The 13,633-nt window shown below is 52.3% G+C and carries 13 protein-coding genes; 10 read left to right on the top strand and 3 right to left on the bottom strand.

The window, feature by feature from the left end; all coding sequences use genetic code 11:
- The 3 genes from P3X23_RS10045 to P3X23_RS10035 form a co-directional block, all read left to right on the top strand.
- Positions 1-282 (top strand): class I SAM-dependent methyltransferase (locus P3X23_RS10045; protein WP_300876188.1); only part of this gene is annotated, 282 nt, incomplete at its 5' end.
- A gap of 179 nt (positions 283-461) precedes the next feature.
- Positions 462-953 (top strand): universal stress protein, encoded by a 492-nt coding sequence (locus P3X23_RS10040; protein ID WP_300876185.1) that lies wholly within the window; start codon positions 462-464, stop codon positions 951-953.
- A 1-nt stretch (position 954) separates the two neighbouring features.
- Positions 955-1,542 carry a tRNA isopentenyl-2-thiomethyl-A-37 hydroxylase MiaE gene (locus P3X23_RS10035; RefSeq protein WP_300876183.1) on the top strand — a complete coding sequence of 196 codons (588 nt, stop codon included), beginning with the start codon at positions 955-957 and terminating at the stop codon, positions 1,540-1,542.
- A gap of 2 nt (positions 1,543-1,544) precedes the next feature.
- Here P3X23_RS10035 and P3X23_RS10030 read toward each other — a convergent pair whose 3' ends face one another.
- Positions 1,545-2,210, bottom strand: coding sequence for a hypothetical protein (locus tag P3X23_RS10030; protein WP_300876181.1), 666 nt, complete (start codon positions 2,208-2,210; stop codon positions 1,545-1,547).
- Positions 2,211-2,414: 204 nt separating this feature from the next.
- On the opposite strand from P3X23_RS10030, the gene rpe reads away from it, so the two are divergent.
- Positions 2,415-3,110, top strand: a complete 696-nt coding sequence (rpe, locus tag P3X23_RS10025; protein ID WP_300876178.1) for a ribulose-phosphate 3-epimerase — start codon at positions 2,415-2,417, stop codon at positions 3,108-3,110.
- 141 nt (positions 3,111-3,251) lie between these two features.
- Here the strand turns inward: rpe and P3X23_RS10020 are convergent, their stop codons facing one another.
- Both P3X23_RS10020 and thiO read right to left on the bottom strand, forming a co-directional pair.
- Positions 3,252-4,775 carry an SAM-dependent methyltransferase gene (locus P3X23_RS10020; RefSeq protein WP_300876175.1) on the bottom strand — a complete coding sequence of 508 codons (1,524 nt, stop codon included), beginning with the start codon at positions 4,773-4,775 and terminating at the stop codon, positions 3,252-3,254.
- A gap of 268 nt (positions 4,776-5,043) precedes the next feature.
- Positions 5,044-6,159: a glycine oxidase ThiO gene (thiO, locus tag P3X23_RS10015; RefSeq protein WP_300876173.1), complete on the bottom strand. Its 1,116-nt coding sequence runs from the start codon at positions 6,157-6,159 to the stop codon at positions 5,044-5,046.
- Positions 6,160-6,335: 176 nt separating this feature from the next.
- Here thiO and P3X23_RS10010 point away from each other — a divergent pair, with 176 nt between their 5' ends.
- The 6 genes from P3X23_RS10010 to P3X23_RS09985 form a co-directional block, all read left to right on the top strand.
- Positions 6,336-6,845: a TIGR02652 family protein gene (locus P3X23_RS10010; RefSeq protein WP_300876171.1), complete on the top strand. Its 510-nt coding sequence runs from the start codon at positions 6,336-6,338 to the stop codon at positions 6,843-6,845.
- Positions 6,845-7,834 (top strand): thiamine-phosphate kinase, encoded by a 990-nt coding sequence (gene thiL, locus P3X23_RS10005; protein ID WP_300876169.1) that lies wholly within the window; start codon positions 6,845-6,847, stop codon positions 7,832-7,834. The genes P3X23_RS10010 and thiL overlap by 1 nt, the downstream gene beginning before the upstream one ends.
- A 327-nt stretch (positions 7,835-8,161) precedes the next feature.
- Positions 8,162-11,581, top strand: coding sequence for a phycobilisome rod-core linker polypeptide (locus P3X23_RS10000; protein WP_300876167.1), 3,420 nt, complete (start codon positions 8,162-8,164; stop codon positions 11,579-11,581).
- Positions 11,582-11,817: 236 nt separating this feature from the next.
- Entirely contained in the window at positions 11,818-12,582 is a 765-nt protein-coding gene (gene rpaB / locus P3X23_RS09995) for a response regulator transcription factor RpaB (RefSeq protein WP_300876165.1), read from the top strand.
- Between the two features lie 18 nt (positions 12,583-12,600).
- Positions 12,601-13,401 (top strand): hypothetical protein, encoded by an 801-nt coding sequence (locus P3X23_RS09990; RefSeq protein ID WP_300876163.1) that lies wholly within the window; start codon positions 12,601-12,603, stop codon positions 13,399-13,401.
- Between the two features lie 5 nt (positions 13,402-13,406).
- A partial coding sequence (locus P3X23_RS09985) for a homocysteine biosynthesis protein (protein WP_300876191.1) occupies positions 13,407-13,633 on the top strand: 227 nt, incomplete at its 3' end.

The following is a 13,633-nucleotide window of genomic DNA, read 5'->3' as shown; positions in this document are numbered from 1 at the left end:
TTTCGGCTGCTTGTTGCCGGTGGGCGAGCAGCCATCCTCGACTTTAGTCATCCGCAAGCACCAGCACTACAGCAATTTCAACAATGGTATTTGCAACAGTGGGTAGTGCCCACCGCACGTCAATACGGCTTGGCAGCGGGGTACAACTATCTATGGCCAAGCATTCAGGCCTGTCCCACCCCCCCTAGCCTCTGTGACCTGATTCAAAAAGCGGGCTTTCAGCGGGGGACGCACTACCCCCTTCTCGGGGGATTGATGGCGATTACCATTGCACAAAAGTAATTTATGTTACAAATATTAGACTTAAGCCCTCTAGGAATCCTCTAAGCTATAAATACAGCCTTTTTTATGCAGTTCACGAGGCATACGCAGCTTTTAGGAATGGGGGCAAACAGCTCTCAGTGATGCTCAATAGCTGTGAAAAAGGCTGTAGGCAAACCGCAGGGCATTTGGAGGGCAGTATGTATAAAAAAATTCTCGTTGCTGTGGATGACAGTGAACTGGGAGAACAGGTTTTTCAAACGGCGCTGGATTTGGCACAGCACTACCAAGCTCGCATGATGCTGATTCATGTCCTCTCGCCCACTAGTGAATCCTATCCAGACCCGATTTTTAGCACCCCTTTGGCTTCGGGTGTGTATGTTGGACTCCATGAGGAGGTGATGCGTGCCTATGCCGAGCAGTGGGAAAACTTTGAGCAAAAAGGCTTGGATATGCTGCGCAATTTGACCCAAATTGCCACTGAAAAGGGCGTGTCCACAGAATTTACGCAAGCCTTGGGAGATGCCGGTCGTGCGATTTGTGATTTGGCCAAAGATTGGGAAAGCGATTTGATTGTGCTGGGGCGGCGGGGTCTCAAGGGCTTGAGTGAATTTTTCCTCGGCAGTGTCAGCAACTATGTGCTCCACAATGCCCCCTGTTCTGTGCTCACTGTCCAGCGCCACCGTGATTGAGATGCCTGTTCGCATTAAGTTTCTTGTCCAACCTACCCGTTTTGAGTGGGTGGAGCAGGCGATCGCTCACTTGGATACAATTTTGCTTGATCACTCCCACTGTGAGCGCAAGGCTGCTGGCGTCGCCATCAATCTCATGTTTCGCTATCCCTCCCACAAGCCCTTGGTGGATGCCCTCACCGATATCGCCCAAGAGGAACTAGAGCATTTTCGCCAAGTCAATCAACAACTAGAACGCCGTCACATTGCCCTTGCGCCCCTGAGTGCGCCCCCTTACGCCTCTCGCTTGAATGCCGCTGTCCGTCAGCAGGAACCCCAGCGCTTCTTGGATACCCTATTGGTCTGCGCGTTGATTGAAGCCCGCAGCCATGAACGATTGCAACTGTTGGCTCAGCACTGCCCAGATCGGGAACTAGCGGAGTTCTTCGCTAGCCTAGTAACCTCTGAGGCACGCCACTATGGCACCTATTGGTACTTGGCCTATGAATCCTTTGGTCAAGAGGTGGTGCAAGAGCGATTGCAGCAGTTGGCTGCCCTTGAAAGTGAGATCCTCAGCACACCCTACCCCTTGCCCCGTATCCACAGTTAGCCTTAAATGGCGGGTGGAGTTTCCCCTTGAGCAGTGGTGGGTTGGCCAACAGTGAGCCGCACCGTTTGACCAAATTGCTCCAAAATCACTGCGGGTGTGGTGTCGTAGGCATCAATAGAACGCACAATCACATTGCCGGCGATTGTATCCCCCACCTGAACAGTCCGGGTAACATTTTCCTTTGGTGAGCGAATAATTGCTTGGAGACGACCATTCACTGCAGCCACACCAAAAACCTGCACAGCTTGGGCATCAACGGGAGGAGGCGGTGGCGGAGGGGGCACAGGTCGGTTGGTGGTACCACCAGTGCCTGCACCATTGCCCGCTGTTCTAGAGGGGCCATTGCCCCCCCCTTCAACTGTGCCACCATTGCCGCCATTCTTAACGCCACCAGTATCTGGTTGCGGAACAGGCTCAAAAGGATTCTGACGACCAATATTTGCCAGTCCCTCAATGTAGGTTTTGGGGTTGGTGGGTGGGGTTAAGGCGGCAACCGCAGATCCAGCAGTACTGGGTTCGCTGGGTTCCGGGGTTGTCGGAGCTGAGACAGGGGGAGCACTGGGCTGCTCCGTTATTTCTGTTTCAGTAACCATAAGACCACAGCCGCTCATTGCTGAGGCCAGGAATCCGGTTGCAATGGTGATGATGGTGGCGGGCTGTTTCAACATCGGATGTCTCATCTTGGATGATGGTCTGGTGGTACAGACGTGCTCTTTGTTGCCTACTATGCCTACTATAAAGTGTACTGTTGGCCCTTAGTGGCTATGCATAGGCAGTTACCAAACTGGTCTTTGCCTTGAACAGTTGCCGTGGTGGCAATCGCTCGGTACACTGAAAAACAACTGTAACGTTATTTACGGAATCAATCGATCATGAGTGCTAAGCCCGTCGTGATTGCCCCTTCCATCCTCTCTGCTGACTTTAGTCGTCTGGGTGAGGAAATCCAAGCAGTGGATCGGGCGGGAGCCGACTGGATTCATGTGGATGTGATGGATGGTCGCTTTGTTCCTAATATCACGATTGGGCCATTGATTGTTGAGGCGATTCGCCCCTTGACCCAAAAGCCCCTCGATGTGCACTTAATGATTGTCGAGCCAGAAAAATACGTCGCTGATTTTGCCAAGGCCGGTGCAGATATTATCTCCGTCCATGCCGAACACAATGCCTCGCCTCACCTCCATCGCACCCTCTGTCAAATCCGTGAACTGGGCAAACAGGCGGGGGTCGTGCTCAATCCCTCTAGCCCTCTTGACCTCATTGAGTATGTTCTCGATGTCTGCGACCTTGTCCTGATTATGAGTGTCAATCCCGGCTTTGGTGGCCAGAAGTTTATTCCAGCAGTGCTGCCGAAAATTCGACGGCTACGGCAACTGTGTGAAGAGCGTGGCCTAGATCCATGGATTGAAGTGGATGGCGGTCTCAAAGTGGACAATACTTGGCAAGTTCTTGAAGCGGGTGCCAATGCCGTCGTGGCCGGTTCAGCCGTCTTTAACGCCCCTGATTACGCTGCCGCGATCGCCGGTATCCGCAATAGCAAACGCCCTAATCCTGAGTTGGTAACTGCATAAAGACTAGAGGAACTTCACAACCAAACAACAAGTGCGATAGAGAAACAAAGTAGCACTTGGTTGAGCACTGTTCTCCAATTTGGTTTGGAGAAACTACTTGGGCTTCTGGGGCTAGTACTAGGTATTTTTTTTGAACGATGTCTAGTTGACAAGTTGTTTATCACCCGCCTTTGTATTACCATAAGCAACCGCCGAATGGGAAAACTTCAACAGTTCTGACTCTTTACCTAGGAGGCGTGCAAGAGCCGTCAGATCAAGCAAGTTCAGGAGTTCTGCTGTAATTGGTCGCTTTGTATCCCAAAAAATCAAGGATAACCAAAATTGTTGAGCAGGCTCAGAGTTTACCAACTCATAGAATAGGTCGCATTCTTCTTCAAATTGACAGGGCAAAAAGTAGCAGGTATCGTCGAGAACTACAGGAGTTTCCCCAAAAGGGGAGACTTTGACAAAATTCAGTTGTTTGTATAGAGCAGCGATCGCGATCTTCCAAGGCGAAAACGAATATGAACCCACCCCAAAGACCGAAAAGCGGGGGCGTTTTCTGTATATAGAACTCTTGCGTTGATCTAGAAGTTCCGCATGTTCAGTAAGATACTTCCATGCCTTTGGTGCACGATCCTTGAGGTAGCTTGGATCATCATTGAGGTTTTTTTGGGGAACGAGCATCCAACGATGTGGTTGCTTATGGGCTGCTAAATCTGAGCCTTTTAAGAGGGGAAAGAGCACTTCCTTTTCGATGTCAACAAACTCTCCTATGCCGTTTACAAGATTTCCGCGCTCAACGCGCAGCTCAAAGACGTTGCTGCAATCATGCTTTATTCCTGACCGCCAACCCCTAAAGCCTGTCCCTGTGAGGTCTTTCCATTGCAGATATGATTTGACATCAGCCACAAGCAATCCATCTTGCAAACCAAACACGCTATCCGGTCGTTGTGCATGAAGAGAACGAAAAACTTGGCATTCTTTACTGTTGCCAGTTGGATTGCTTTGAACTAGTAGAAGGCAAGCGTCAACGGAAGCCCTAAAGTACTCTTTTGCACTAAGGATATAAACTGACGCCGACTCGATCCGTAACCTATTTTGCCAAGCGTACAAAAGCACCTTACGTGCTACTGTCGTCTTACAAAGCATTGCAAGCAAGCCGTTTCTAGCATTAAGCCATTCGAGATTCTTTCTAAGCATCCATTCCGAGATGTCGAAATTGCTCTTGCCGGTGAGCGCATCAATGCCAAGGAGATTGTCGAGGTTTGATTTCATTGGAAGATTGTTACTGCCCCAAGTACTCAACGCTGCATTCGTCACCCAAGGGGGATTGCCTATAACAAGAATTGGCTCGGGCAACGCTTCGACAATCTCAGACCAACTCGTGAGAAAAAAATCAGACTGGTGAACTTCAACAGATGTATGAGGAAATGTGCGTGCGACAGCATGCTGCGCTTGCATCACGTATTGTGGATTGATCTCAAAGCCAAGAACACGCGATACCTCTGGGAATGTTTCTAAAGATGCTTTGAGAAATGAACCTGTCCCGCATGTGGGTTCGAGAATCGAAGCGGGACAAAAACCAGTCCGAGCGATAAGGGAACAGACTTCCCTAGCTAAGCTGATGGGTGTTTGAAAATCCCCAAATTCGGCTTTGCGTTGTTTTTGGTCGCGCATCGCCATCTCAGTCTTTCAAATTCATAGTTTTCGCAGAGGTAAGACTTAAACTTGTGCTTGAAATACGTACCAACTGCTTTCCCACTAGTAACGCCATACAATGTCCGCTCTCGATGCCGGCGAACGTCTGCGCTTCTGTCTTCAGAATTTCCAGTGTCAACGGCACTTTCATGACTTCCCCTTGCCACTTGTCAAGCCAGTTGCAGTAGCAACCTAAATTCGTATCAAGCAGCCTAGAGACGATTTCAAAAAAATCTAAAAATAGAGTATGGGGTTATGAGCAGAGATTGTCTGATCTTGGTTGGAGATTAAATCGCTGCCATGAAAAGGCTTTGAGGTGGCGATCGCTCGTCTGGTGCAAAATTAAATTGGCCATCAGCTTCGCCGTAATCGGAGCAAGCAAAATCCCATTACGGTAATGCCCCGTTGCTAGGTAAAGATTAGCTGCTGGCCCTTCTCCCAAAATGGGCAAGTCATCGGGGGTTGCTGGACGATAGCCCCACCACGTATCAATTACCTCGTAACGCGCCAACTCTGGAATCATGGCAGTTGCCCGATTCAGGAGTGCTTGCAGGCCAGCAACCGTGGTTCCCTCTTGAAAACCGACATCTTCACTGGTGGCACCCACCACCAGTTTGCCAGAGCGGCGCGGCACAAGATAGAGCTGATCGCCGAAGATCACATGATTCAGCAGGGGTTGACCCGACGGCTTCAGTGCCAACATCTGTCCCTTGCGGGGGGTGACGGGTAAGGGCAGGAGGCTTTGTGCCCATGCACCGGTGGCGAGAATGTAGAGGCCTGCAGACCAACGCCCACGATCGCTCTCTAACGCTGTAATGTTCCCTTGGGGGGTTCGCTGAAACCGCTGAACAGTAATACCTTCAATTACTTCGACGCCAAGAACTCGAGCAGCGCTCACCAAAACCTTGGCTAAGTTACACGTATTCACCTGCCCATCTTGGGGAAACCACCAAGCCCCTAGCACACTCTCCCCAAAACCCGACTGATAGTTCACAAGTTCAGACGCATCTAACCAGCGGCTGTCGGGTTCCATAGGGTGGGTGCGATCGCGCTGCCCTGCATCGGTCACTGGGGCCAAAATTCCACAGGGCCAGTAGCCGGCATCCATGCCCGTCAGTTGCTCGAGCTTGTCAATCCAACTGGGATAGAGATTGCGGCTCGCCGTACACAAATTCCACATGGCGCCTGCCGGTAAGCCTTCTGCTTGAGGGGCTAACATTCCCGCTGCTGCATGGAGTGCTGCTTCGCGAAACTGGCGGCTGAGAACGGTGGGTCGCGCCCCCCGCAATGCCAATTCGATGGCGATCGCCAGTCCCATGGTGCCGCCGCCAATAATCAAAATGTCCCGTTGTTCATCCCCAAGGATCATTCTTGACGCTTCAATCCCAATTTACCTATCTCTTTATCTTGGCATCTGCCACCCCTTAAGGGTAGCCTAAGCCACCCGCTTGAGGAGGAACGGCGCTTTGTTTTTCCCTCCTGAAGTCAACTGGTTATAATAAGGGCGATCGCGGTGGATTTGCTGCCGCTGTGTGGTAAATATCCATGATCTCATCCGGCTCTCACTACCCGATCTTTGGTCCTGAAATTCGCTGTCCCCACTGTCGGCAAGTCATTCCCGCTCTGACCCTCACCGATACGTATCTGTGCCCGCGCCACGGTCCTTTTGAAGCGGATGCCAAGACTGGGGAATTGATACACCTGCAATCGGGTCGCATCTGGCGCCTCTGGGAAGGCGAATGGTATCGCCAGCACACCCATCCCGACGGGATTCGCTTTGAAATCCACGATGCCCTTGATCGCCTCTACACCCAAGGCTACCGTGCCACCAAAGTTATTATTGCCGACCGCTATCGTGACCTTTTCTATGCCCACCTTGAACGCAATACGCTTTGGCGCGGCTCCACAGGTTCGCAAACGCTGCGCCTCTTCGGCTTGCCTGTCGAGTTTAGCCCCCCTGCTAGCCAAGAGGAGCGCTGGGATGTAATTAATTTCGATCTGGAAAAAGAACCGGGTGCCCCCATTCGTCCCCCCTATTTTCGGATATTTGACTAGTGCTGCTTACCCTCGCCGACTGTGGTGAACTGGAATTGATTGCCCGCCTGCGCCCCTACTGCCACAGGGAATTAATTGGCGATGATGCAGCGGTTCTAACGCCGCCAGTAGGTGAACAATTGGTTGTCAGTACAGATGTGTTGGTGGAAGGGGTGCACTTTAGTTTAGGCATGGCCGATGTTCCGGTAACGATGACCCCTGTCGATGTGGGCTGGCGATCGCTGGCGGCCAACTTGTCAGACCTTGCTGCAATGGGGGCGTTGCCCTTGGGTCTAACCGTGGGCTTGGCGGCACCGCCCGACTGTCCTGTGGCAACAATTGAGGGTATTTACCAAGGGATGGCTGCCTGTGGTCAGGCCTACGGTACCAGTATTATCGGTGGCGATACCTGTCGTTCCCGTGTCCTGAGTCTCAGCATCACGGTTTTGGGCAGTGCCCCTGCGGAACGAATTATTTATCGCGATCGCGCTCGGGTAGGGGATGTGATTGTTGTAACGGGTATTCATGGTGCCTCCCGTGCTGGCCTAGAGTGCCTTTTGCATCCCCAGTGGGCAGGCACTCTGCCTGAGGAACTGCGGCAAGCGTGGATTCAGACTCATCAACGTCCCCGACCCCGCTTGGATGTTGTCCAGTGGCTCCGTCAGCAAGTGTGCCCTCCTCGCATTGCCGGCATGGATAGTAGCGATGGTCTTGCCGCAGCGGTCTTGCAAATTTGTCAAGCCAGTGGCGTAGGGGCTGTTCTCTGGGCAGAACAGATTCCCACAGTACCCCTCAGCGATCGCCAGCAGGCTCTGACATGGGCTCTTTACGGCGGCGAAGATTTTGAACTGGTGCTGTGTCTGGCTGCCGATCTTGCCCCTGACCTCTGTGCCGTTGCCGGCGACTATGCCGCTATTGTGGGTGAAATTGTTCCCGAAACAACCGTTCAACTCAAACTCAAGGATGAATTTTTACCATTGCAACCCTCTCAACTCTTTCAGCACTTCTAGGGAAAGCAGGTGGAGCGTAAAGTAGTCCGGCCGGTGAGTTCCCAAAGTGCCCTCCCTAGGTGTTGCCACCGCCACCCAGCGTGGTTATTCGTATTTGCAGTAGGCGTTAGAGGATTGGCGCTATCTTTCCCCAGCAGAGGGCGACCCTCGTCACCCATCGGGTCAAGGAATATTACAAAAATTCATAAATAGCGGCGGAATTGCCGACCACTTCCCGTAGATTTACCGCTTTCTTATACATATTTCTTAAAAAAAGACCGCGCTATCCCCGAATCGTTCTAATCTAAGTTAGCGCGTTAACAAAGTAAAGGGAGCCTCTTAGTAACCATGGTTGTCAAAGCAAGTGGTGGAAGCTCAGTTGCCCGCCCGCAACTTTATCAAACAGTCCCCGTTTCAACAATTATTCAAGCCGAACAGCAGGACCGCTTCCTGAATCGGGGTGAACTGGATGAACTTGCTGTTTATCTGCGCTCCGGGGCAAAACGTCTTGAAATTGCCACCACCCTTACTCGCAACGCCGACATCATTGTGTCCCGTGCTGCCAACCGCATCTTTGTCGGTGGTTCCCCTATGGCCTTCCTCTCTCGCCCCCAAACTGAAGAAACCCCCCAATTCACCACAGGAGCTAGGGGCGAAGCCATTGATATGAAAGAAGCCATGAAACTGGGAATCGCAACCTATGTGGACACCCGTGGTGGATTCCTAGAGGGATTGCGCTCCATCTTTAGCGCCTCCGGTGGCAGTGCGCCCGTGGGCTTCAAGCCAATCAACATTGCCCGCTATGGCCCTGCTCGCATGGAAAAATCCCTGCGCGATTTAGACTGGTTCTTGCGCTATACCACCTACGCCATTGTGGCTGGCGATCCCAACATTCTGGCGGTGAATACGCGCGGCTTGCGGGAAATCATTGAGGCTGCTTGCTCCACCGATGCCACCATTGCTGCCCTCCAAGAAATGCGGCGGGCGGCTCTTAGCTACTTTGAAAAAGACCCCGAAGCCAAGGGCATTGTGGAACCCTACTTTGAAGTCTTGATCAATGAATTTATTGCCCCTGCACCCTCCGATAAAGTGCGGCAGCGCAACTCTACCGATCTCCAAGGTCTGCAACTACCCCAGATTTATTTCAATGCCGCCGAACGCCGTCCCAAATTCGTGATGAAGCCGGGGCTATCCCCTGCCGAGAAGAACGAAGTGGTCAAAGCCGCCTATCGGCAAATTTTTGAGCGCGACATCTCTCGTGCCTATGGCTTGGGTATCTCTGACTTAGAATCCAAGGTAAAAAATGGCTCCATCTCCATGAAGGAGTTCATCCGCCAACTGGCCAAGTCACCCCTGTACCGCAAAAACTTCTACGAACCCTACATCAACAGCCGTGCCCTAGAGCTGGCCTTCCGCCACATTTTAGGACGGGGACCGTCTAGCCGCGAGGAAGTGCAGACCTACTTTGCCATTATCTCCAAAGGCGGCTTACCTGCCTTGGTGGATGCCCTTGTGGATTCCAAGGAATACAGTGATTACTTTGGGGAAGAGACAGTGCCCTACCTACGGGGTCTGGGTCAAGAGGCTCAAGAATGCCGCAACTGGGGTGCACAACAGGATCTTTTCAAATACAGTGCTCCCTTCCGCAAAGTACCGCAATTCATCACCACCTTTGCCGCTCAGGATCAACCCCTGCCAGATCAACACCCTTACGGTGCCGGCAACGATCCCTTAGAAATTCAATTTGGTGCCATCTTCCCCAAAGAGAAGAAAAATCCCAGTGCTCGCCCCCAGCCCTTCAACAAAGATACCCGTCGTATTCTCATTACGCGCGGGCCGGGGATCAACAATCAGGTGAGCAATCCAGCAGCGCGGGGGGTCGCCCCTGGCACCCTAGGGCCAAAAGTCTTCAAACTGGATCAGCTTCCTAGCATCAATGCCCGTATTGGCAAACGCTCGATCGCCACAGGCGGCGACAGTGTCAAGTTTGCTGAAAGTTCGACCCAGCGGGTGATTCGTGCGGCTTATCTGCAAGTCTTTGGTCGCGATGTCTATGAAGGACAGCGGCAAAAAGTGGCCGAGATCAAGCTGGAAAACGGTGAAATCTCCGTCCGTGAATTTGTGCGGATTTTGGCTAAATCGAACCTCTTCCGCAGCCTTTACTGGACACCCTTGTACGTCACCAAAGCGATTGAGTACATTCACCGTCGCCTCTTGGGGCGTCCCACCTATGGTCGCCAAGAGATGAATGCCTACTTTGACATTGCTTCAAAGAAGGGTCTCTACGGCTTGGTGGATGCGATCATCGACAGCCAAGAGTACGGTGAAGCCTTTGGTGAAGATACAGTTCCCTACGAGCGCTACATTACACCCCAAGGTTTGGCAATGCGGTCATTGCGCAGCGGCACGATTGGCAAAACGGGTGCACCGGCTCAAAAAGAAGAAGTCCCCCGCTTTGTCGAGCTAGGAGCTGTAACCGAACTGCGGACAGAACCGGCCATTCAGTTCCGTGCCAATCAAGGGGTGAGCAAGCGCCGCGAGCAAACTAAAGTCTTTAAGCTCACGGATCTCAACGACAAGCAAAATCTGCAACTGGTGATTCAGGCGGCCTATCGTCAGGTCTTTGAGCGGGATGTTGCACCCTACATTGTCCGCGATGAATTTACCGCGCTCGAGTCGAAACTCAGCAACGGTGAGATTACGCTCAAGGAGTTCATTGAGGGTTTGGGTTGTTCGGAACTCTATCAGAAGGAGTTCTACACTCCCTATCCCAACACCAAGGTGATCGAGCTGGGCACCAAGCACTTCTTGGGGCGAGCACCCCTCGATCAAGCGGAAATCCGCCGTTACAACCAAATCCTCGCCACCCAAGGCTTAAAGGCTTTTGTCCAAGCACTTGTCAGTAGTGCAGAATACGCTGAAGTCTTTGGTGAGGATACAGTGCCCTATCGTCGCTTCCCCACCTTGCCGGCGGCTAACTTCCCCAACACTGAGAAATTGCACAATCAACTCACGAAGCAAAGTGAGGCGATTGTTGTGCCCAGCTTCGCCCCCGTAAAACCCCGCCTTGATAACACGAAGCTGCCGCTTTTGAGTCGGGCGATCGCCGAGCAAGAGGCCAAAGCGCGTCAAGCGGATCCCAGCAAACCCCGTTTTATCGAATTGGGACGCTCCTTCCGTAACGGAGATGGTCAATCGGTGGAAGTGGGGGTTGGTACTACCCGTCGCCGTCCCGCTCGTATTTTCCGCATGACGGTGGGCGCACCCCCTGCTGAGGTGGAGCTGGTGATCAATGCCATCTACTGTCAGGTGATGGATGTCTTCAGTGGTCAAGTGCCCCGTCAGTTTCGCCGTCCTGACCTGGAAAGCCGCCTGCGCAACGGTGAAATTACCGTCCGCGAGTTTGTGCGCACCCTGGCCAGCTCAGAAATCTATCGCAACCGCTTCTATACCCCCTATCCCAACACTAAGGTAATTGAGTTCCTCTTCCGTCACCTCCTCGGTCGTGCCCCGGCCACCCAGGCGGAAATTCGCCAATACAACAAAATCTTGGCGGATCAAGGCCTCAAGGCTGCTGTCGAAACGATGGTGAATAGCCCTGAGTACAGCCGCTACTTTGGTGAAGATGTTGTGCCCTACAAACGCTTCCCCACGCTGCCAGCGGGCAACTACATTGGCAGTGTCAAAGCCGATGCCGACTTGGTGAAGCAATCTTGGTCGAGCCTTTCGCCCTCGTTGGTAGGGATTCAGCCGAGCCGTCGCAACTAGGGAACGCTTCCCCTAACCACTTGTGAATCAATACCCTAGCGGATGCTCTTGCAGGGGTGTCCGCTTTTTTGTTGGCCAAGACCGCGTTAAAATATCTTAAAGATTTTCAATCTTGAAAAACCGCCAAAATCCTGTCCTTGTCAGGGCTGGAAGTCTTTCTATGGCCAGTAAAAAATGATAAAGTATAAAAAATCCATATCTTAATTTCTATCCATTACTGTCCTCATTCAGTAGGAGTGTCCGTTACGTTGGAGAGCCACAAAGACCACAAAGAAAAGATACTCGTTGTGGACGATGAAGCGAGTATTCGCCGGATTTTAGAAACTCGGCTGTCAATGATTGGCTATACGGTCGTCACTGCCGCCGATGGCGAGGAAGCCCTGACCACCTTTCGGCAGGAGCAGCCAGATTTAGTGGTGCTTGATGTAATGATGCCCAAACTAGATGGCTATGGCGTCTGTCAAGAACTGCGCAAAGAATCCGATGTCCCCATCATTATGCTCACTGCCCTTGGCGATGTTGCCGATCGCATTACGGGGCTGGAACTGGGCGCCGATGATTATGTGGTCAAGCCCTTTTCCCCCAAGGAGTTGGAAGCTCGCATTCGCTCGGTGCTGCGACGCATTGAGAAAACCAGCACCTCTGGCATCCCTAGTTCCGGGGTGATTCAAGTGGGGAATATTCGCATTGATACCAACAAGCGCCAAGTCTATAAAGGAGATGAGCGCATTCGCCTCACGGGCATGGAATTTATGCTTTTGGAATTGCTAGTGGGGCGCTCCGGCGAACCCTTCTCACGGGGAGAAATTCTCGAGCAAGTGTGGGGCTATACCCCAGAACGCCATGTGGATACGCGGGTAGTAGATGTCCACATTTCGCGATTGCGGGCTAAGCTAGAGGAAGACCCCAGTAATCCAGAGTTGATTTTGACGGCACGAGGAACGGGGTATCTCTTTCAGCGGATTACTGAACCGGGAGAAGCAAGCAACAAAAATCCCTAACTGGCCTGAAGGTGAGCCATGAATAAGCAACACTGGCGCTGGTCAGAGGTTGTGGGGCTAGGTCTAACGGCTCTGGCCTTGACTATTGTTGCCTTTATGCAGCAGGATGCCTTACGTCAGTTACAGGCTCAAGCGTCAGAACAATTCACTGATGCTGAATATGAGCGCCAGAATGCCCAAACCATTGCCCAAATGCGTCTTTTGGCTAATCTACCCTCCTTTGGTTTTGACAATCTAGTTGCAGACTGGGCCTTTTTGCAATTTCTACAGTTTTTTGGCGATTCTGCTGCCCGTCAAGTCACGGGGTACGACGAGGTACCCGCTTTCTTTGAGGTGATTATCGCTAAAGACCCCCGCTTTGCCCAAACCTACCCCTATCTCTCGACGGCAATTACGGTGTATGCAGGACAGCCGCAAACCTCTGTGGCTTTGATGGATCGGGGTTTAGTGGCTATGGATCCCACCTATCAACCGACGGCCTACCTGGCATGGGTGTTTCGGGCGATGGATGAATTCCTCTTTTTGGGCAAGGGGTTAGCGGCAGCAGATTCCTACGATCGCGCGGCAGCTTGGGCAGAACTCAATCGCGATCCGTACGCACGCAATGCAGCACCCTATTATCGCTCTTTGGCACAAACCCTGCGGCGAGATCCCGACAGTCGCATGGCCCAGATCAATGCTTGGATCTGGGCACTGGTCAATGCTGTGAGCGATCGCTCGCGGCAAACAGCGATTGAAAACATTGAACGCCTTGGGGGCAAGGTCTCACGGCTTCCCGATGGCACATGGCAAATTCGCCACCCTGAGGATCTGCGGTAGTGCCTGTGGAACGCACGATTCCTGAAATTAATGAAAAAATTAAGGCGGGTAAGGCCACGGTTTGGACGCTGACAGAACTCAAAGCGCGCCTTGAAAGCCTGAGCATTGCTGAAGCCACCCGCCAAGTAGATGTGGTTACGACGGGTACGTTTGAACCCATGGAGTCTTCAGGGGCAATCATTAATTTGGGGCCAACGGATCCACCGATTAAACTGCGGCAGTGCTGGCTGGA

The sequence above is a fragment of the Thermosynechococcus sp. Uc genome (genome assembly GCF_029335995.1).
Taxonomy (GTDB): domain Bacteria; phylum Cyanobacteriota; class Cyanobacteriia; order Thermosynechococcales; family Thermosynechococcaceae; genus Thermosynechococcus.
This window is presented reverse-complemented; position numbering and strand designations above follow the sequence as displayed.

Excerpts from the sequence above, each read along its gene's own strand:
- P3X23_RS10035 (WP_300876183.1), top strand. The coding sequence starts at position 955 with ATGCCTGTTCGCATTAAGTTTCTTGTCCAACCTACCCGTTTTGAGTGG.
- P3X23_RS10020 (WP_300876175.1), bottom strand. The coding sequence starts at position 4,775 with ATGGCGATGCGCGACCAAAAACAACGCAAAGCCGAATTTGGGGATTTT.
- P3X23_RS10030 (WP_300876181.1), bottom strand. The coding sequence starts at position 2,210 with ATGTTGAAACAGCCCGCCACCATCATCACCATTGCAACCGGATTCCTG.
- P3X23_RS09990 (WP_300876163.1), top strand. The coding sequence starts at position 12,601 with ATGAATAAGCAACACTGGCGCTGGTCAGAGGTTGTGGGGCTAGGTCTA.
- P3X23_RS10000 (WP_300876167.1), top strand. The coding sequence starts at position 8,162 with ATGGTTGTCAAAGCAAGTGGTGGAAGCTCAGTTGCCCGCCCGCAACTT.
- P3X23_RS10010 (WP_300876171.1), top strand. The coding sequence starts at position 6,336 with ATGATCTCATCCGGCTCTCACTACCCGATCTTTGGTCCTGAAATTCGC.
- thiO (WP_300876173.1), bottom strand. The coding sequence starts at position 6,159 with ATGATCCTTGGGGATGAACAACGGGACATTTTGATTATTGGCGGCGGC.
- rpe (WP_300876178.1), top strand. The coding sequence starts at position 2,415 with ATGAGTGCTAAGCCCGTCGTGATTGCCCCTTCCATCCTCTCTGCTGAC.
- P3X23_RS10040 (WP_300876185.1), top strand. The coding sequence starts at position 462 with ATGTATAAAAAAATTCTCGTTGCTGTGGATGACAGTGAACTGGGAGAA.